Here is an 18,936-nt window from a genome sequence, read left to right as displayed (position 1 = left end):
TGAAAAACCCCCGTCCCCGTCCTGTCCGCCAGCTGAAAGTTCCACCCCCTGACTCCGGTGATCAAGAGGTTTCGGTCAGGAACACGCTTTCCCCTGCCGCGAACCTCTTGATCACCGCAGCGGGCGGCGGGACGGCGGGCGGCGGGGTGGGAAGAGGGCGGACGGCGGTGGGGGTGGGTTACCGGACGGCGGCGGTGACGGTGAGGGTGCCGGCGGTGGCGTCGAGGGTGGCGCTGGTGCCCACGGGGACGGTGAGTTGGCCGGGGCCGTGGCCGATCGGCAGACCGCCGAGGACCGGCACGCCGAGGTCGCCCAGCCGGTCGGTGAGCACGTCCACGACGGTGGTGTCCCAGCCGTCCGCGCAGTCGGTGAACTGGCCCACCGCCACCCCGGCCAGGCCGTCGAGCACCCCGGCGCGGCGCAGGTGGGTGAGCATCCGGTCGACCTTGTACGGCGGCTCCTGCACCTCCTCGACCAGCAGCACCGCCCCGGTCAGGTCCGGCATGTCCGGGGTGCCGAGGGTGGCGGTGAGCAGACAGAGGTTCCCGCCGAGCAGCCGGCCCACCGCCCGGCCGGGGACCCGGACCGGATACGTCTCCTCCCCGGGCACCGCCGCCACCGTCACCGGCGTGGTGGTCATCAACGCGGCGTGCAACGACTCGGCGGAGCGCAGCGGGGTCCGCTCGTCCACCCAGGCCGCCCCGGGGCCGTGCACGCCGGTCAACCGGGCGCCCCGCCAGAGCGCGAACTGCAGGGCGGTGATGTCGGAGAAGCCGGCCACCACCTTCGGGTCCCGCCGGACGGCGGCCATGTCGATCAGGTCCACCACGCGTTGTGCGCCGTACCCGCCCCGGGTGCAGATCACCCCGCGTACCTGCGGGTCGGTGAAGGCGGCGTTCAGGTCCGCGGCGCGTAGCGCGTCGTCACCGGCGAGGTAACCCCGCCGGGCGTACGCGTTCGGCGCCACCTGCGGGCGCAGCCCCCAGCCGGTCAGCAGCTCGATGCCCCGGGCCACCCGCTCCGGCCGGGTCGGCCCGGACGGCGAGACCAGCAGCACCGTGTCACCCTCCCGCAGCACGGGCGGGCGCAGGACGGACGGGTCGTCGGCGGTCACAGCGGCCGAGCATAGCCGCCCCGCCGGGCGGGCCGAGGCGTTCCCGGTGGCGGTCGACGCACCCGATAGCCTCGACGGCGTGGGAACCGCACTGGTGATCGAGAACGACCCGACCGACGACCCCCGACGGCTGGGGGAGTGGCTGGTGGAGGGGGGCCTTGAGCTGCGGGTACTGCGTCCGCACGCCGGTGACGAGATACCCGACGACCTCACCGGATACGTGGCGCTGGTGGTGCTCGGCGGTGACCAGCACGCCTACCCGGCCCCCGACGGCACCCCCGGCGCACCCTGGTTCCCGAAGCTCGAAGGGTTGCTGCGCAAGGCGGTCCGGCACCGGGTGCCGACCCTCGGCGTCTGCCTCGGCGCGCAACTGCTCGCCACCGCGCACGCCGGCCTGGTCGAGCGCAGCCCGTCCGGCCCCGAGGTCGGACCGGGGGTGGTCGGCCGGCGCGACGCCGCCGAGAGTGACCTGCTGTTCCGGTACGTGCCGCTGATCCCGGACGTGCTCCAGTGGCACTCCGACGAGATCACCGAGCTGCCCCGGGCCGCCACCCTGCTGGCCGCCTCGACCCGCTACCCGCACCAGGCGTTCCGGCTCGGCGACCGGGCCTGGGGCCTGCAGTTCCACATCGAGTGCGACACCGCCATGATCGCCGAGTGGGCGCACGGCTCCGAACTGCTCGCCGAGCTGGGTTACGACGAGGATCTGGTGGTGGCCGCCTGCGACCGGGTGATGGCCGACGTCGAGGAGGTGTGGCAGCCGTTCGCCGTCCGGTTCGCCGCTCTCGCCCTCGGCGAGCTGGACGACGACACCCGCCGCAGCCTGCCCCTGCTCGGGCACTGAGATGAGCAGACCGACCAGGGGACGGTTGGCCCGCTACGGGTTCGCCGAGGGCGACGGTGGCGTCCGCGCCGCCGACCTGCTCGGGGCGGACGGCCTTGGGCTGTGGCAGGCCGACGAGCAGGAACCCACCGACAGGGCGGCGGCCGACCTGCTGGCCGCGCTCTCCCGGGCCGCCGACCCGGATCTGGCGCTGCGTCAACTGCACCGGATGGTGGAGACCGAACGCCGCACCGCCGCCGACGACGCGACCGGGTCGGAGCTGCTGGCCGCGATCGCCGCCGACCCGGGGCTGCGCCGCCGGCTGGTCGCCGTGCTCGGCGCCTCCGCCGCCCTGGGCGACCACCTGGTCGCCAACCCCGGACAGTGGACGGTGCTCCGCACCGCCCCGGACGGGCTGGCCCCCACCGCCGACGGGCGGCTCGACCTGGCGCTCGCCGGCCGGCTGACCACCGCCACCGCGCCGGTGGCGGTGCTGCGGCAGGCGTACCGGCTGGCGTTGCTGCGGATCGCGGCGGCCGACCTGACCGGCGGACGCGGCCTGGAGCAGGTGATGGCGGCGCTGTCCGCGCTGGCCGACGCCACCCTCGCGGCGGCGTACGAGATCGCGGTGGGTGAGCTGCCGGCAGGCACGCCCCGGCCCCGGCTGGCCGTGGTGGCGATGGGCAAGTGCGGCGGCGACGAGCTGAACTACGTCTCCGACGTCGACGTGATCTTCGTGGCCGCGACCGACGAGGACCTGCCCGCCGCGACCACCGTCGCCGCCCGGCTGATCCACGTCTGCGGGCTGGTCGCCTGGCCGGTGGACGCCGCGCTGCGCCCCGAGGGCAACCGGGGGCCGCTGGTGCGCACCCTCGCCAGTCACCTCGCCTACTACCAGCGGTGGGCCCGCACCTGGGAGTTCCAGGCGCTGCTCAAGGCGAGGCCGGCCGCCGGTGACCTGGCGCTGGCCGGCGAGTGGATCGCCGCCCTCGCCCCGCTGGTCTGGCGGGCGTCCGAGCGTCCCGAGGCGGTCTCCGACGTGCGCGCCATGCGCCGTCGGATCATCGACAACATTCCGCCGAAGGAGTTGGACCGCGAGATCAAACGGGGTCCCGGCGGGCTGCGGGACATCGAGTTCGCCGTCCAACTGCTGCAACTGGTGCACGGCCGAGGCGACGAGTCGCTGCGGGTGCCGGGCACCGTGCCGGCGCTGCGCGCGCTGGTGGCCGGCGGCTACGTCGGGCGGGCCGACGGCGAGGCGCTGCTGCGCGGGTACCGCTTCCTGCGCGGCGTCGAGCACCGGCTCCAGCTCCAGGCGCTGCGGCGGACCCACACCGTGCCGACCGAGCCGGCCGCGCTGCGCTGGCTGGCCGCCGCGCTCGGCTACGCCGCCACCCCGGGCCGCAGCGCCGTGGAGAGCTTCCGGGCCGACTGGGTCGCCCACGCCACCGAGGTACGCCGGCTGCACGCCAAGCTGCTCTACCGGCCACTGCTGGAATCGGTGGCCCGGGTGCCCGCCGACGGCCTGCGGCTCACCCCGGAGGCGGCCCGGCACCGGCTGGAGATCCTCGGCTTCGCCGACCCGGCCGGGGCGCTGCGGCACCTCCAGGCCCTCACCGGCGGGGTGAGCCGGACGGCGGCCATCCAGCGCACCCTGCTGCCGGTGCTGCTCAGCGAGTTCGCCGACGCGCCCGAACCGGACCGGGGGCTGCTCAACTACCGCCAGGTCTCCGACAAGCTCGGCAGCACCCCGTGGTACCTGCGGCTGCTGCGCGACTCCGGCCCGGTGGCCCGCCGGCTGGCCCGGGTGCTCTCCTCGTCCCGGTACGCGGCCGACCTGCTGGCCCGGGAACCGGAGGCGCTGCGGCTGCTGGCCGAGGAGAACGAGCTGACGCCCCGGCCCCGGGAGGTGCTCTGCGACGGGTTCGCCGCCGCCGCGGCCCGGCACGCCGACCCGGTCGAGGCGACCCGGGCGGTACGCGCGCTGCGCCGCCGGGAACTCGTCCGGATCGCCTGTGCCGACGTGCTCAGCCGGGCCGGCGGGTTGGCCCCGCGACCCGAGCGTGGCGCACCCGCCGGCCCGCTGGCCGACGTCACCCGGGTCGGCACCGGCCTGTCCTACGTCACCGACGCGACCCTGTCCGCCGCGCTGCGCGCCGTCCGGGCCGCCCAGCCGGAGCTGCCCGGCCTGCGGTTCGCGGTGATCGGCCTCGGCCGCCTCGGCGGGTACGAGTCGAACTACCTCTCCGACGCCGACGTGCTCTTCGTCTACGACCCGCCAGCCGGGACGGCGGAGAGCACGGCCAGCGCCGCCGCGCACGCGATCGCCGAGGAACTGCGCCGGCTGCTCGGCGCGCCCGCCCCCGACCCGGCGCTCGGGGTCGACGCCGACCTGCGCCCCGAGGGACGGCAGGGTCCGCTGGTCCGCAGCCTCGCCGCGTACGCCCAGTACTACGCCCGCTGGTCGCGGGTGTGGGAGGCGCAGGCGCTGCTGCGGGCCCGGTTCGTCTGCGGCGACGCCGACCTGGGCACCGAGTTCGAGAAGATGGTCGACCCGGTCCGCTACCCGGCCGACGGGTTGACCAGGGAACAGGTGGTCGAGATCCGCCGGATCAAGGCCCGGGTGGAGAACGAACGGCTGCCCCGGGGCGCCGATCCGGCCACCCACACCAAGCTCGGCCGGGGTGGCCTCGCCGACGTCGAGTGGGCTGTGCAACTGCTCCAGCTCCGGCACGCCGGGGCGTACCCGCAGCTGCGCGGCACGCGTACCCTCGACGCGCTCGCGGCGGCCCGGGACGCCAAGCTGGTCGACCCGGCGGACGCCGTCGCGATGACCGCCGGGTGGACCCTCGCCGCGCAGGTCCGCAACGCGTTGATGCTGGTCCGGGGGCGTGCCGGTGACCAGTTGCCCCGGCACGGGGTGGAGTTGGCCGGCGTGGTGCGGCTGCTCGGCGCGGACGACCCGGGTGAGTTCCTCGACGACTACCTGCGTACCGCCAGGCGGTCCCGGGCCGCGATGCAACGCGTCCTCGACGCCGGGGTCTGAGCCCCGGCGTCGAGGACGGCTGAGGGTGCGCCGAATGAGCGCGTCACCCGATGGTGACCGCCTGGTAAATGGTCGTGGAACGCTTTTCCCGCACTATTTCCAGGTGTCGGAAAATGGTGTTCCGATTGGTGTGGGGGTCAGCACCAGATCTGCGCGTAGCTGATGGAGTCGTTCCACTGCAGACCCCAGAACGTCCCGAGGTTGGAGATCTCGGTGCGCGGGCCGACGGTGATGGGGCTGTCGGAACGGTCGCCGTTGCGGTAGAGCTTGTAGGCGCAGGTGCCCCGGTTGCGGACCGAGGTGACCGCGTTGTCGGCGTTGGTGTTGACCAGGCTGGCGCTGCCGTTGAGCACGTCCAGGATGTTGAGGAAGCCGGCGTCCTTGTAGAGGCAGAGCGCGCCGGTGGAGGGGCAGCTCAGGGCCAGTGCGTCCGTCGTGGCGGGTGCTGCGGCCTGGGCTGGGGCACCGGCGAGGACGGTGGTGCCGACGAGGGCGAGGCCCGCGAGTGTGGTCCCGATGTGTCGCATGGTTTCCTCCCGTGAAGTGGTGGCGGGGGGCATGGCACGACGCGGCACATGGCCGGCCAGCGAGCGACCTTCGACCGAGACGTCGACTGTCAATGCTGAGAATTGCGGATACCCGCATGTGCGGCGGCAGGGCGTGCCTGCGCCGTCGTCCAACAGTTCTCCCAGAGGCCCCCGTGGCCTGTTGTCGGTCCTTAACCTACGTGAAGGAAAATGGGGCGTCAATACTTCTCGATTTCTTTGGTGGTAGTCCGGTGATTCCTGCAACCGTGGGGATCTCCGGTCGGCTCACCCCATCGTGGACGGAGATCGGGCCCGCCCTACCGGCGGCGAACCAGCACCAGATGGTCGACCAGGGTGCCGGTCTGGCCGTCGGGGCCGGTCGCCTGCCGCTGCGGCGCGTCCAGCCGTTCGACGTCCCAGCCGTCCGGGTCGAGGTCGAGGTCGGCCAGGGTCTCCTGCGGGGTGGGGAACCGGATGTGGTGGTGCGCGGCGTTACCCCACGGCGGCACCGCCCCGTGCTCGACCACCAGCAGCCGGCCGCCCGGGGCGACCGCCCGCGCCGCCGCCCGCAGCACCTCGGCCCGGGGGAACTCCAGCGGCGACTGGAGGAACTGCGCGGAGACCAGGTCGAACACGCCGGTCGGGAAGGTCCGGGCCAGGTCGTGCCGCTGGAAGTCGACCAGGGCCGCCACCCCGGCGGCGGTCACCGCGGCGGCCGACCGCTCCAGGGCGGCGGTGGAGACGTCGACGGCCGTCACCCGCCAGCCCTGCCGGGCCAGCCACACCGCGTCGCCGCCCTCGCCGCACCCCAGGTCCAGCGCGGTGCCCGGCGGCAGCGCCCCGGCCACGTCGACCAGGTGCGGGTTGGGCCGCCCGCTCCAGTACCGCTCCCGGCCCCGGTACAACTCGTCCCAGTGCCGGGCGGTCGCCTCGTCTACCGCGTCGGCCCGCTCGCCGTTCGCCCCGGCCTGCTCGTCGCTGTTGTCGTCGGCCCCGGTTCGGTCGCCCGCGGCCCCGGGCGGGTCGACCATGGTCCCGGGCGGGTCGACCATGGTCCCGGTCCGGTCGTCGACCGCCCCCGTCTGCTCGTGCCCGGCCCCGGTCTGCTCGGCTGCGGCCGTGCGTCGGGCGGCGACGGCCCGGTCGGTGTCCTCGGCGATCAGGTCGGCGTTGAGGGCGGCGGCGGCCTTCAGGCCCGCCGCCGCGGCGGCGATGACGGTGGCCTGCGGATCGGTGACGTTGCCGGCCACCCAGACCCCGGGCAGCCCGGTCGCGCCGGTGGCGTCGGCGGCGATCCGGTCGCCGAAGGCGTGCCCGCCGACGACGAAGTCCTCCGGGGTCAACCCGAGCCCGGCGAGGAAGGCGGCCCGTGCGCCGAAGCGGGGCGCCACCACCAGCGCCTCCCGGGGGACCACCCGCCCTGACCGCAGCCGTACGCCGGTGAGCCGGTCGGCGGTGACCTCCAGCTCCGCCACCTCACCGTCGACCACGGTGACGCCCCGGGCGGCCAGCCGCTCCGCCTCGTCGGCGGGCAACGGTCCGGCGGTGTGGGTGAAGACCACCACGTCGTCGGTGAGTTGCCGGAACAGCAGCGCCTGGTGGGCGGCCATCGGGCCGGTGGCGAGCACCCCGACGGCCTGGTCGCGTACCTCCCACCCGTGGCAGTACGGGCAGTGCAGCACGTCGCGGCCCCACCGCCCGGCCAGCCCCGGAATGTCGGGCAGGTCGTCGACCAGGCCGGTGGTGACCAGCAACCGCCGGGCGTGCAGCACCCGACCGTCGGCCAGCGTCACCGCGAACCGCGCCGGCCCTGCGCCGTCGGCCGGGCGGGTGCTCTCGGGTGCGCCGTCGGCCAGGCCCGCCCCGGTGGTCGCGGGTCCGTCGTCGAGCGGGTGGGCGGCGGTGACGGTGGCGTCGAGCAGGGCCACGCCGTACCTGGCCACCTCGGCCCGGCCCGTCGCGTACAGGGTGGCGGGTGGGACACCCTCGTTGGTCAGGAAGTTGTGCACGTGGTCGGCCGGGGCATTGCGCGGGGCGCCGCCGTCGACCACCACCACGTCGCGGCGGAACCGGCCCAGGGCGAGCGCGCCGCTGAGCCCGGCCGCGCCGCCGCCGACCACCACCACGTCGTGCACCACCGGGTACGTCATGCTCGATGCCTTTCGCCGGGCGGGCCCGTCCCGCCGATGCTCCGGATCGTCCGCCCGAATCACCGTACCGCCAAATGTTGTTGCCGGAATGGCAAACTGGTGCGGTGACCGACGACCACAGGGACCGGACGGCAGCACCCCGGCGGGACGACCCACCCCCGGCGGACGACGCACACGGGCGGGCCGGAGCCGGACCGCGACAGGGGCCCCGACCAGGGCAGAGTGATGATCGACCTGAGTCCCGCCACGGTGGTGGTCGACCGGGCGTCGAGGGCCGGGGCCCGGGTCGGACACGTGATCCGGGTCAGGCGGGTGATTCCGGTCCGGGGCCGGGTCCGGGCCGTGATTCCGGTCCGGGGCCGGGTCGTGATCCGGGGCAGTGGGTGGTCCCGGGCGACACCGCCGCCACCACCTCGGAGGAGGTGCTCACCACCGTCGGGCCGCGACTGCGGGCGCTACGGCAGCAGCGCGGCGTGACGCTGAGTCAACTCGGTGCGGCGACCGGGATCTCGGTCAGCACCCTGTCCCGGCTGGAGTCCGGCGGCCGGCGGCCCACCCTGGAACTCCTGCTCGCCCTGGCCCGCTTCCACCGGGTACCGCTGGACGATCTGGTCGGTACGCCGACGGTCCGGGACCCCCGGGTCCACCGCCGGCCGGTCGTCCGGCACGGCGTCACCATCGTGCCGTTGACCCGCCGCCCGGGTGGCGTCCAGGCGTACAAGATGATGTATCCGGCGCGGACGCCGGTGGGGGAGCCGACCCCGCAGGTGCACGAGGGGTACGAGTGGCTCTACGTGCTCTCCGGCCGGGTTCGGCTGCTGCTCGGCGGGCACGACCTCACCCTCGACGCCGGTGAGGTCGCCGAGTTCGACACCCGCACCCCGCACTGGTTCGGCAACCCGTTCGACGTGCCGGCCGAGATCCTCAGCCTCTTCGGCCCCCAGGGCGAGCGCCTACACGTCCGCGCCCGCCCCGCCCTCACTCCCCCCACCCCCGCCCCTGCCCCCGCCCCGTCGAGTTGATCAAGAGGTTTGCGTCATTCCCACCCACGGCGGATGACGCAAACCTCTTGATCACCGGCCCGGACGGGGGTGGTCTGCGGTGATCAAGAGGTTTGGGGCAGGGATTGCGGGGCGGGATGACGTAAACCTCTTGATCAACCCGAGCAGGCGCGGGACGGGGCTAGGGACGGGGGCGGGGCTGGGGCGGGAGGGGTGTGGGTGGGTCAGGTGTGGAGGGTCCAGGTGCCGGCGTGGGGGACGGTGACCAGGGTCCAGGGGCCGTCGGAGGTGACGGTGGCGTCGGGTGAGACGGTCAGCCAGGGGGAGTGGCGGATGCGGACCGGGACCCGGCCGGCGGCGGTGGTCCGGAACGTCAGCGTGGCGGCGTCCTGCCGGACCAGCACCCCCGGCGCGGCGACCAGGGGCGTCGGGTCGGTCACCGCGTACAACCGCCAGTGCCGGTCCGACCAGACCTCGGTCAGGTACGGCAACCCCGCCCCGACCAGTTCCGCCTCGGCCCGGCCCACCCAGGACAGCGGCGCGTCGGCGACGGCGACGTACTGCACGGCGTACTCGTCCAGCCAGGTCCGGTAGCTGTCGGCGGTCAACGGCACACCGGTGCCACCGGCTCCCGGGACGGTGGTGAAGAACAGCGGGTTGCGGCCGATGTCGACCTGGCGCAGCCAGCCCCGGGCCAGCGGCACCCCACCGAGTTGTGCGGCCTCCCAGTAGTTGCGGGTCGGCGGCACCTCCACCCGCCCGGTGAGCCCGCGCCGGCCCAGCTCGGCGGCGAGCGGGGCGAAGTAGCTCCGGTCGGCGGTCGGATCGTCGGCGCTACGCACGTCGGCGGCCACCACCGGCGGCAGCCACCAGCACACCACCGCCAGCACCACGGCCAACGCCGCACCGCCGATCCGGGCGACGGTACGGGGTGCCGCCGACAACCGGGCGGTGAGCCGGCCGGGTGGCCTGGCGGCGGCCAGTACCGGCAGCGCGAACATCGTCACCAGCCGGGTCGCGTTCAGCCCGACCGGGGTGTGCACCAGCGCCGCCGCCAGCACCCCGCCCGCCGACAGCAACGCCCCCACCCGCACCGGCCGGTACGCCACCACAGCGGCCACCAGCAGGCTAACCGTGACCGACCGGAGGGTGTCGGTGCCGCTGATGTTCATCCAGCCGCCCTCACCGAACAGCAGGCCGGTGACCGCCAGCGGCACCGCCGCCGCGACCCCGAGCAGCAGGCCGTCGACCCACCGGCGGGTGACCAGCAGCGCCACCCCGACCAGACCGACGAACAGACCCGCCACCGGGCTGGTCGCCGACGCCAGCGTCGCGCCGGCCACCACCAGGACCGGTCGGCCCCAGCGCCCGCCCCGTGTCCAGCGCCCACCCCGGCCGGCCGCCCGACTCGGCTCGGCTCGACCGCCCGCCCCACCCCGGCTGTCAGTCTCGCCCCGGCGGGCCGGCCCGCGCCGGTCGGTCGGCAGGGTCAGGGCGAGCAGGGCGGCCAGCCCGAACGCCACCCCGAGGGCGTAGGTGACCCGGCCGGAGACCAGGTTCCCGGTGATCGTCAGCACCCCGACCAGGCTGCCCAGCAGCGGCCGGGGCACCCGGGTCCGCACCAGCAGGGCGGCGAACGCGGCGGCCGAGCCGACCAGCGCCAACGCCCCGGTCAGGCGGACCCCGAGGGTCGCCATCAGCGGCGGTGAGACCAGGCTGTAGCCGAGCGGCTGGATGCCGGCGTACCAGCGCAGGTCGGCCAGGGCCCAGCCGTGCGCGGCGAAGAAGTCGGCGCGGGCCACCTGGGCCGACAGGTCCGACCCGAGCGGGGGCAACGCCAGCCACACCCCGGCGAGCACGACGGCGACCACGGTGGCAGACCCCACCACCCTGCTGCCCCGCATGCCCACCTCCGGTCCGCGCCCACGCTACTGGCAGCATGACGGACGTGCCTCACCACCTGTCCCGCTGGCTCGGTCTGTCCGGTTCGGTGCTGCTCGCCATCGCCGCGTACCTCGGCGGCGCGCTGCCGGGGTCGGAGCTGCGGCCCACCCCGGTCAGCATCTGGCAGAGCCGGCACGGGCCACTGATCATCGCCCTCTGGCTGGTCGGCACCGGGCTGCTGGCCTGGGCGTGGTGGACCCGGCGCGACCGGGTGCCGTCGGCCCGGTGGGCGCTGGTCACCGCCGGGCTGTGGGTGCTGCCGCTGCTCGTCGCGCCGCCGCTGGCCAGCCGGGATGTGTACGCGTACTCCTGCCAGGGCGCGAGTTACGCGGCCGGGATCAACCCGTACGAGCAGGGGGTGTCGGCGCTGCCCTGCCCGTGGATCGACACCATCTCCTACATCTGGCGGGACACCCCCGCCCCGTACGGGCCGCTGTTCGTGATGGTCGCCGGGGCGGTGGTACGGCTCACCGGGGGCCTCGACCCGGACACCGCGCTGACCGCCAACATCGCCCTGTTCCGGCTGCTCGCCGTGGCCGGGGTGGCGCTGACCGCCGCCTGCCTGCCGGTGCTGGCCCGGCGCTGCGGCGTACCGGTGGAGCGGGCGGTGTGGCTGGCACTGGCCTCGCCGCTGGTCGGCGTACACCTGGTCTCGGGGGCGCACAACGACGCGCTGATGATCGGCCTGCTGGTCGCCGGCCTGGCCGTGGTGGCGGCCAACCCGGGCCGGCGCTGGCCGCTGCTGGCCGGCGGGATGCTGCTCGGGCTGGCCGGCGCGGTGAAGGTGACCGCGCTGGTGGTGGTGCCGTTCGCGGTGCTGGCCGCGCTGGTCGGGCCGTACCGGATCAGGGCGCTGCTGCGCGACGGCCTGCCGGTCGCCGTCGGCACGCTGGTCGCGGTGGCCGGCGCGACCCTGGCGGCGGGCCTGGACTTCGGATGGATCGCCGGCCTGGAACAGGGCGGCCTGGTGATCGCCTGGACGTCACCGCCGACCGCCGTCGGGCAGACCGCCGGGTACGTCGCGGCCCTGTTCGGCGCGGACGTCGACGCGCTGCCGGTGGCCCGGACGATCGGCATGCTGGTGCTGGCGGTGCTGCTGGTCTGGTTGTGGTGGCGGGCCCGCACCCGCGACCCGCTGTGGCACGCCGGCCTGGCGCTGGCCGCGACGGTGGCCCTCGCGCCGCTGTTCCATCCCTGGTACTGGCTGTGGCCGGTGGCCGTGCTCGCCGCGACGACCCACCGGTCGACCCGGTGGTTCGCGCTGGTGGCGTTGGTCTCCTCCTTCCTGGTGCTGCCGGACGGCACCGGGCTGCCCCGGTTCACCAAGATGCCCGGTGCCCCGCTGATGACGCTGTTGGTGATCGTGGTGGCCGTCCGGTTGGTACGGTCGGCTCGGGCGGGCCGGCGACCCGCCACCGTGGACGCGCCCGCCGACTGAGGAGAGGTGGCCGGTGACCGAGGCCGGCGCACCGACCGGGGGGCGGGCCCGCGCGGCACGCCACCTCGGGACGAGCGGCGCGGTGCTGCTCGCCGTCGCCGGCTGGCTGGGCGGGGTGCTGCCCGAGGTGCCGCCGACCGGCCCGTGGCGCGCGCCGCACGGCCCGGCCGCCGTGAGCTGCTGGATGCTCGGGACGGCGCTGATGGTGGGAGCCTGGTGGGCGTTGCGCGCCGGTGCCCCGTCGACGGGGTGGGCGTACCGCACCGCCGGGCTGTGGTCGCTGCCGCTGCTGCTCACCCCGCCCCTGGCCAGCCGGGACGTCTACTCGTACGCCTGCCAGGGCTGGTCGTACGCGGCCGGGCACGACCCGTACCGGGTGGGGGTGGCGGTGGCCGGCTGCCCGTGGGTGGACGCGGTGGCGCCGATCTGGCGGGACACCCCGGCCCCGTATGGCCCGGTCTTCGTGCTGCTGGCCGCCCTGGCCGCCGGGACCGGCGGTTCCCTGCTCGGTGCCCTGGTGGTGCTGCGGCTGTACGCGGTGGCCGGGGTGCTGCTGGTGGCGCTCTGCCTGCCCGGCCTGGCCCGCGCCGCCGGGGTGCCCACCCGCCGGGCGGCCTGGCTGGGGCTGGCCTGCCCGCTGGTCGGGGTGCACCTGGTGGCCGGCGCGCACAACGACGCGGTGCTGCTCGGGCTGCTCGTGCTGGGCCTGCTGGTGCTGGTGCGGTCGCCCGGCCGGACCCGGGGGCTGCTCGTCGCCGGGGTGCTGTTCGGGTTGGCGGTGGGGGTGAAGGCGACCGCGCTTGTGGTGTTGCCGTTCGCGGCGTTGACGGCGGTGCACGGCCGGTACACCCTGCGGGCCCTGCTGCGCGACGGCGGCCGGCTCGCCGGTGCGGTCCTGGTCACCCTGGCGGCGGTCTCGGCGCTGTCCGGCCTGGGGCTGGGCTGGGTCGCCGGGCTGGCGCGCAGCGGTGACTCGCAGCAGTGGACGTCGCCGCCGACGGCGGTGGGCTTCGTCGTCGACTATGTCGGCGAGCTGGCCGGTCGGCGACCGGACGCGGTGCCGGTGACCCGGGCGGTGGGCCTGCTGGCGCTGGTGGCGCTGCTGGTGGTGCTGTGGTGGCGGGCGTGGACGGCGCTGCGCCGGCTCAACGACGTCCGGCGGCGGGTGCACCGGCTGGCGGCGGCCCGGCCCCGGGTCACCCTGGGCGCGGCGGGCACGGCGCTGGCCGCGACGGTGCTGCTCGCCCCGGTCCTGCACCCGTGGTACGTGACCGGGCCGCTGCTGCTGCTCGCGGTGTCGGCGACCCGGACGACCTGGTTCGTGCTGCCCGCGGCGGTGGCGTCCTTCCTCACCCTGCCGGACGGCACCACTGTCGCCCGGTACACCAAGGCGCCCGGCGCGATCGCGGTGACCGCCCTGGTGCTCGCGGGCGCGCTCGGGGCGCTCCGCCGCCGGTACCCGACCCGCCGTGACGTGCCCTGACCCGCCCTGACGTGCCCCGGGTCCGGGGTGGGCGCGGGCCGCCCGGGTGGGCGGTTTCGAGTAGGGTGACGGCAACGCCGCGTGCCGGTGGCAGACCGTGTCAGGCATGGAGGCGTCGAACCACGAAGGAGCCGACGATGATGCCGTCGTTCCCTTCGCCCTCGCGTGTCTGAGGGCGAGCAGACCAGGCTGATCGCCTGGAGTCAGGAAATGCGCACCGTCCACCACCGCCTGCGCGAGGCCCTACGGGTGACCCGGGACGCGGTGCGGGACGGCGCGGACGCCGAGCCGGCGACCCGGGATCTGCTGATGTTCTGCCACGGGTTCTGTGCCGCGCTGACCGGCCACCACGAGGGCGAGGACGAGCAGCTGTTCCCCGCTGTCGCGGCGGCGTACCCCGAGCTGGGCGACACCCTGCGGCACCTGAGACAGGACCACTCGATGATCGGGCATCTGCTCTCCGGCCTGCGGGCCGCCGTGGAACGGGCCGCCACCCCCGCCGAGATCAGCCGACATCTGGAGGGCGTGGCCGCGATCATGGAGAGCCACTTCCGGTACGAGGAGCGGCAGCTCCTGTCGGTGCTGGAGACGCTCGCCCTGGACGCGGACCCGCGCGTGGTCTTCGGGCCGCTGTGAGCGCGCCACACCCGCGGGCCGGTTGACACACGTCCGCACCCGCAGACGGAGCAGGCCCCCGAAGATCCGGGGGCCTGCTCCGTCTGCGTGACCGCTCAGCAGTCGAAGTACATCGCGAACTCGTGCGGGGTCGGGCGCAGGCGCACCGGGTCGACCTCGTTGGCCCGCTTCCACCCGATCCAGGTGGAGATCAGGTCGGGGGTGAAGACGCCACCGTCGAGCAGGTAGTCGTGGTCGGCCTCCAGGGCGTCGAGCACCTCCGGCAGCGAGCCCGGCACCTGCTTGACGTCGCCCCACTCCTCCGGCGGGAGGTCGTAGAGGTCCTTGTCGATCGGCGCCGGCGGCTCCATCTTGCTCTTGATGCCGTCCAGGCCGGCCATCATCATCGCCGAGAACGCGAGGTACGGGTTGCTGGACGGGTCCGGCACCCGGAACTCGACCCGCTTGGCCTTGGCGTTGCTGCCGGTGACCGGGATGCGGGTGCAGGCGGAGCGGTTGCGCTGCGAGTAGACCAGGTTGACCGGGGCCTCGTAGCCGGGCACCAGTCGACGGTACGAGTTGACCGTCGGGTTGGTGAACGCCAGCAGCGACGGGGCGTGGTGCAGCAGACCACCGATGTACCAGCGGGCGGTGTCCGACAGGCCGGCGTAGCCGGTCTCGTCGTAGAACAGCGGCTCGCCGTTGAGCCAGAGGCTCTGGTGGGTGTGCATGCCGGAGCCGTTGTCGCCGAAGAGCGGCTTGGGCATGAAGGTGGCCGTCTTACCGTTGGCCCACGCCTCGTTCTTCACGATGTACTTGAAGAGCTGGAGCTGGTCACCGGCGTGCAGCAGGGTGGAGAACTTGTAGTTGATCTCCGACTGGCCGGCGGTGCCGACCTCGTGGTGCGAACGCTCGACGGTGAAACCGCCGTCGACCAGCCGACGCACGATCGAGTCCCGCAGGTCGGCGTAGTGGTCCACGGGCGGCACCGGGAAGTAGCCGCCCTTGTACGCGGTCTTGTAGCCGCGGTTGCCGCCGGCCTCCTCACGCCCCGTGTTCCACGCGCCCTCGACCGAGTCGATGTAGTAGAACGACTGGTGCGCCGAGGTCTCGTGGCGGATCGAGTCGAAGATGTAGAACTCCGCCTCGGCGCCGAAGTACGCGGTGTCGGCGATACCGCTGGCGGCGAGGTAGGCCTCGGCCTTCTTGGCCACGTTGCGCGGGTCCCGGGAGTAGGCCTCACGGGTGAACGGGTCGTGGATGAAGAAGTTGAGCGCGAGGGTCTTCTGCGCGCGGAACGGGTCGATGAAGGCGGTCGCGACGTCCGGGAGCAGGAGCATGTCCGACTCGTGGATCGCCTGGAAACCGCGGATCGACGAACCGTCGAACGCGAGACCGTCGGTGAAGACGCTGTCGTCGAAGGACTCCACCGGCAGATTGAAGTGCTGCATCACGCCGGGCAGGTCACAAAAACGTACGTCGACGAACTTTACGTCCTCGTTCTTGAGGTATCGCAGGAGTTCCTCGGGATTGGCAAACACACGTCCTCCTGGCACGTCCACTCCGGTGGCTGGGCTCTGGCGACGCTATGACCGTGGGGTTGCTCGCCCGTGTCTCCAATGTTTCTGCCGTGTTACGCCGCTCGCGGAGCGTCATCTGCGCCGCTCAGTACCCGCCGGGTTGTCCGTTCGGACGATACCGGCTGAAGCACTGTATCGCTTTTCCGGGTGATACGACCGAATTTGCACAGACTGCGGGAACGCCCCCGGAGTCCACCTGCTGGTCCGCCCCGGAGCCGTCCCGGGACCCGACGGTGGGCTGCGGGGAGGTCCCGGGACGGTGCTGACTACCCTTGACCACCGTGACGAGTCCGCCCGCCCCGGCACCGGTGCCGCCCGCCACCGACCCCACCTTCGACCCGCCGGGCCTCGGCCGACGGTTCGGTGCCCTGGTGATCGACTGGGTGCTCTGCCTGCTGGTGTCGAACTTCTTCGCCGACCCGGTCCGCGACGGCTGGGCCCCGGTGCTGGTGCTCATCGTCGAGTACGGCTTCTTCCTCGGCCTCTTCGCCCAGACCCCCGGCATGTGGATCACCCGGCTGCGCTGCCTCGACTGGTCCGACGGCGGGCGGCTCGGGATACCCCGGGCGCTCCTGCGCGGTCTGCTCCTGGCCCTGGTGGTACCGCCCCTGATCATGGACGGGCAGCGTCGCGGCCTGCACGACCGGCTCAGCGGAGCGGTCGTCGCCGACGCCCCCCGCCCCGCCCGCTGAACCAGTTCTGCCCGCTGAACCAGTTCTGCCCGGCTGACCCTGGACACGACGCGAGCCGGGCCCGACGGACGGACCCGGCTCGCGGGGCGTGACTGAGGGTCAGCGGCCCCGGGTCTGGCGGAACGCGCGGCCCGGCGGCCGCATGTTCTTGGGAATCGCGCCCTTGGGCATCTGCGGCCGGGCGGTGAGCGCCTTGAGCCGCTTGTCGAGCGAGTTGACGTCCTTGCCGTTGAGGGTGCGCGGCAGCCGCATCAGGGTCATCCGCAGCTTGCGGATCGGCAGCTCACCCTCGCCCTGGCCGATCACGTAGTCGTGCAGCGGCGCGGAGCCGATCACCTTGGCCAGCCGGCGCTTCTCCTGACCCAGCAGGCCCCGGACCCGCTGCGGGTTCCCCTCGGCCAGCAGGATCACGCCGGGCCGGCCGATCACCAGGTGCACCATGTCCATCTGGGTGGTGGAGCTGACCGCCGGGGTGACCCGCCAGTCACCACGCATGCTCTCCATGATCTGCGCCGCCGCGCCGGGCTGCCCCTCGGCGGCGTTCATCATCGCCTTGTTGGACCGCAGGTTGAGCACGATCAGCAGGGCGAGCAGGGCGAACAGGATGCCGATCGGCAACCATAGCCAGCCCCAGAGGATCACCGCGACCACGGTCAGCGCGAGCGGGATCAGCACCGCCCCGGCGGCCAGCGGCGCGAACCACCTGTCCTGCTTGGCGGTGAACCGGAACACCATCCCGATCTGCTTCAGCCGTTGGCCGAACGACACCTTCTCCTGGGGCTTTGCCATGCCGCCGAGTCTAGTGGTCGCCGCCGGGACGGATGATCCCCGGCCGGTGGTCGGCCGGGCCCGTCCGTCAGCCGGTGGGCGAACGGTCCCCGACCGGCGCGGTACGGGGACGGGGCACCACCGGGGCGGCGCGGCCGGTGCCGCCCTCGCCGCGACCGGCGTCGGCGCTGCCGCCGGTGCCGCCCTCCTCGTGGTAGTCCTCCTCGACGTTGACCGCCCAGACGTCGTGGTCGGCGTCGTCGAGGATGTTCTCCGCGGCCAGCATCGCGGTGAGCATGGAGTGGTCCTGGTTGTTGTACCGGTGCATGCCGTTGCGACCCACCGGGTGCACGTTCGGCACCGCCTCGGCCAGCCAGCGGCGGATCACCTCGACCGCCTCGGCGTAGCCCTCGTCGTAGACCGGGTAGGCCTTCGGCATCCGCACCACGTACCCGGTGGTGACCGAGCCGGGGCGGACCAGGCCGAGCCGCTCCAGCTCGGCGGTGCCGAACGCGACCAGCTCCGGGTCGGGGGTCGACCACAGCTCGTCGCCCTCGTTGACGAAGTACTCCAGGCCCAGGCAGGTGCCGCCGGCCCGGACCATCTCCGGCGACCAGGCGCCGTAGTTCTGGATCCGCCCGACCTGCACCCCGGGGGTGTGCACGTAGATCCAGTTGTCGGGGAATCCGGCCTCGGCCGGCACCACCAGCGCCACGGTCAGGAAGTCCCGGTGCCGCAGCGCGTCGGCGGCCTCGCGGACCTCCGCCGGGGCGGGCGGGTCCATCGCCCGGACCAGGGCCGAGATCGGCATGCTGGAGACCACGTGGTCGGCGGCGATCCGCCGCTCACCGGACGGGCCGTCGACGGTCACCGCGACCGCCCGGCCGTCCGCCCGGTGCACCGTGCGTACCGCCGTCTCCAGCTCGACCGTCCCGCCGCCCTTGACCACCAGTTCGGCGCAGCGTTCCCACATCATCCCCGGGCCGAGGCGGGGGTAGCGGAACTCCTCGATCAGGCTGGTCACCTCGGTGCCGCCCCGCTGGGGCAGCAGCGCGCCCCGGATCGCCGCGCCGAGGGAGAGGTTGCGGATGCGCTGGGCCGCCCAGTCCGCCTGCAGCTCCGTCGCGGGGATGCCCCAGACCTTCTCGGTGTACGTCTTGAAGAACATCCGGTACAGCCGGGCCCCGAACCGGGCCGACACCCAGCCCTCGAAGTGGCTCTGGTCGGCCGGCGGACGCACCCGCGCCCACAGGTACGACCCGACGCACCGGCACGCCTCCCACACCCCGAGGTTGCGCAGCGCGTTGCCGGCCCGCAGCGGGTAGTCGAAGAGCCGACCCTGGTAGTGGATGCGGCTCATCCGGGGGCGCAGCAGGAAGTCGTCGTCGGAGAGCAGCTCGTGCCAGAACGCCTCGACCCGGGACACCTTGGTGAAGAACCGGTGCCCGCCGATGTCGAACCGCCAGCCCTCCCGCTCCACGGTACGGCTGATCCCGCCCACCACGTCGTCGGCCTCCACCACGTCGACCGGGGCGTGCCGCCGGGTCAACTCGTACGCGGCTGTGAGGCCGGCAGGGCCGGCGCCGATGACAACCGTGTGCGGCTGCGCCATCAAAGACACCACCATCGATGAGTTGCGGGTCAGGGCTGGCGGAATCTAACACGATCCCGGCCTGCCCGGACAGCGCCGTCGAATCGACGCCGAGCTGCGGCCGGACACCTCTTGCGGGTGCCGCCGAGGTCTGGGAAGATCGA

At 74.0% G+C, this 18,936-nt stretch carries 14 protein-coding genes and 1 pseudogene; 7 read left to right on the top strand and 8 right to left on the bottom strand.

From position 1 onward, the window contains the following. Window positions 1-178: 178 nt before the first annotated feature. Window positions 179-1,114, bottom strand: a complete 936-nt coding sequence (locus Q2K16_RS11910; protein WP_302745394.1) for a S66 peptidase family protein — start codon at window positions 1,112-1,114, stop codon at window positions 179-181. A 79-nt stretch (window positions 1,115-1,193) separates the two neighbouring features. Between Q2K16_RS11910 and Q2K16_RS11905 the strand changes: the two genes are divergently transcribed. Beyond that, the gene (locus Q2K16_RS11905; protein ID WP_302745392.1) at window positions 1,194-1,958 is read left to right on the top strand and encodes a type 1 glutamine amidotransferase; all 765 of its coding nucleotides are present in this window, start codon (window positions 1,194-1,196) and stop codon (window positions 1,956-1,958) included. Window position 1,959: 1 nt separating this feature from the next. Continuing rightward, entirely contained in the window at window positions 1,960-4,983 is a 3,024-nt protein-coding gene (locus Q2K16_RS11900) for a bifunctional [glutamine synthetase] adenylyltransferase/[glutamine synthetase]-adenylyl-L-tyrosine phosphorylase (protein WP_302745389.1), read from the top strand. A 137-nt stretch (window positions 4,984-5,120) separates the two neighbouring features. Here the strand turns inward: Q2K16_RS11900 and Q2K16_RS11895 are convergent, their stop codons facing one another. The 3 genes and pseudogenes from Q2K16_RS11895 to Q2K16_RS33215 all read right to left on the bottom strand — a co-directional run. After that, the gene (locus tag Q2K16_RS11895; RefSeq protein ID WP_088644805.1) at window positions 5,121-5,510 is read right to left on the bottom strand and encodes a peptidase inhibitor family I36 protein; all 390 of its coding nucleotides are present in this window, start codon (window positions 5,508-5,510) and stop codon (window positions 5,121-5,123) included. Between the two features lie 317 nt (window positions 5,511-5,827). After that, window positions 5,828-6,541 (bottom strand): class I SAM-dependent methyltransferase, encoded by a 714-nt coding sequence (locus Q2K16_RS33220; protein WP_489671913.1) that lies wholly within the window; start codon window positions 6,539-6,541, stop codon window positions 5,828-5,830. A gap of 24 nt (window positions 6,542-6,565) precedes the next feature. Further along, window positions 6,566-7,660, bottom strand: a pseudogene (locus tag Q2K16_RS33215) (NAD(P)/FAD-dependent oxidoreductase); the annotation flags it as partial. Between the two features lie 383 nt (window positions 7,661-8,043). Here Q2K16_RS33215 and Q2K16_RS11885 point away from each other — a divergent pair. Next, on the top strand, window positions 8,044-8,682 hold the full coding sequence (locus Q2K16_RS11885; protein ID WP_302745384.1) for a helix-turn-helix domain-containing protein: 639 nt from the start codon (window positions 8,044-8,046) through the stop codon (window positions 8,680-8,682). Window positions 8,683-8,885: 203 nt separating this feature from the next. Here Q2K16_RS11885 and Q2K16_RS11880 read toward each other — a convergent pair whose 3' ends face one another. After that, window positions 8,886-10,565 (bottom strand): hypothetical protein, encoded by a 1,680-nt coding sequence (locus Q2K16_RS11880; RefSeq protein ID WP_302745382.1) that lies wholly within the window; start codon window positions 10,563-10,565, stop codon window positions 8,886-8,888. A 44-nt stretch (window positions 10,566-10,609) separates the two neighbouring features. Here Q2K16_RS11880 and mptB (Q2K16_RS11875) point away from each other — a divergent pair, with 44 nt between their 5' ends. From mptB (Q2K16_RS11875) to Q2K16_RS11865, 3 genes are all read left to right on the top strand, one after another. After that, complete coding sequence (gene mptB, locus Q2K16_RS11875) at window positions 10,610-12,043, top strand: polyprenol phosphomannose-dependent alpha 1,6 mannosyltransferase MptB (RefSeq protein ID WP_302746451.1); 1,434 nt, start codon at window positions 10,610-10,612, stop codon at window positions 12,041-12,043. Window positions 12,044-12,056: 13 nt separating this feature from the next. Continuing rightward, window positions 12,057-13,526: a polyprenol phosphomannose-dependent alpha 1,6 mannosyltransferase MptB gene (gene mptB / locus Q2K16_RS11870; RefSeq protein ID WP_302745380.1), complete on the top strand. Its 1,470-nt coding sequence runs from the start codon at window positions 12,057-12,059 to the stop codon at window positions 13,524-13,526. Between the two features lie 165 nt (window positions 13,527-13,691). After that, window positions 13,692-14,162 carry a hemerythrin domain-containing protein gene (locus tag Q2K16_RS11865; protein ID WP_302745378.1) on the top strand — a complete coding sequence of 157 codons (471 nt, stop codon included), beginning with the start codon at window positions 13,692-13,694 and terminating at the stop codon, window positions 14,160-14,162. Between the two features lie 95 nt (window positions 14,163-14,257). Here Q2K16_RS11865 and glnA read toward each other — a convergent pair whose 3' ends face one another. Continuing rightward, window positions 14,258-15,682 (bottom strand): type I glutamate--ammonia ligase, encoded by a 1,425-nt coding sequence (gene glnA, locus Q2K16_RS11860; RefSeq protein WP_088644628.1) that lies wholly within the window; start codon window positions 15,680-15,682, stop codon window positions 14,258-14,260. Window positions 15,683-16,002: 320 nt separating this feature from the next. Here glnA and Q2K16_RS11855 point away from each other — a divergent pair, with 320 nt between their 5' ends. Continuing rightward, complete coding sequence (locus Q2K16_RS11855) at window positions 16,003-16,413, top strand: RDD family protein (RefSeq protein WP_489671877.1); 411 nt, start codon at window positions 16,003-16,005, stop codon at window positions 16,411-16,413. Between the two features lie 99 nt (window positions 16,414-16,512). On the opposite strand, the gene Q2K16_RS11850 is transcribed toward Q2K16_RS11855, so the two are convergent. Further along, entirely contained in the window at window positions 16,513-17,202 is a 690-nt protein-coding gene (locus Q2K16_RS11850; RefSeq protein WP_145921086.1) for a DUF4191 domain-containing protein, read from the bottom strand. A 67-nt stretch (window positions 17,203-17,269) separates the two neighbouring features. Beyond that, window positions 17,270-18,793, bottom strand: a complete 1,524-nt coding sequence (locus tag Q2K16_RS11845; RefSeq protein WP_302745375.1) for an NAD(P)/FAD-dependent oxidoreductase — start codon at window positions 18,791-18,793, stop codon at window positions 17,270-17,272. Window positions 18,794-18,936: the final 143 nt, after the last annotated feature.

Origin of the sequence: Micromonospora cynarisoli (assembly GCF_030518815.1) — a bacterium.
GTDB lineage: Bacteria > Actinomycetota > Actinomycetes > Mycobacteriales > Micromonosporaceae > Micromonospora > Micromonospora wenchangensis.
Note: the sequence above shows the minus strand (reverse complement) of the source record. Positions and strands in the feature narration are given on the sequence as shown.

Coding starts and splice junctions, on each gene's coding strand:
- Q2K16_RS11845 (WP_302745375.1), bottom strand. CDS start 18,793: ATGGCGCAGCCGCACACGGTTGTCATCGGCGCCGGCCCTGCCGGCCTC.
- Q2K16_RS11850 (WP_145921086.1), bottom strand. CDS start 17,202: ATGGCAAAGCCCCAGGAGAAGGTGTCGTTCGGCCAACGGCTGAAGCAG.
- Q2K16_RS33220 (WP_489671913.1), bottom strand. CDS start 6,541: ATGGTCGACCCGCCCGGGGCCGCGGGCGACCGAACCGGGGCCGACGAC.
- Q2K16_RS11895 (WP_088644805.1), bottom strand. CDS start 5,510: ATGCGACACATCGGGACCACACTCGCGGGCCTCGCCCTCGTCGGCACC.
- Q2K16_RS11900 (WP_302745389.1), top strand. CDS start 1,960: ATGAGCAGACCGACCAGGGGACGGTTGGCCCGCTACGGGTTCGCCGAG.
- Q2K16_RS11880 (WP_302745382.1), bottom strand. CDS start 10,565: ATGCGGGGCAGCAGGGTGGTGGGGTCTGCCACCGTGGTCGCCGTCGTG.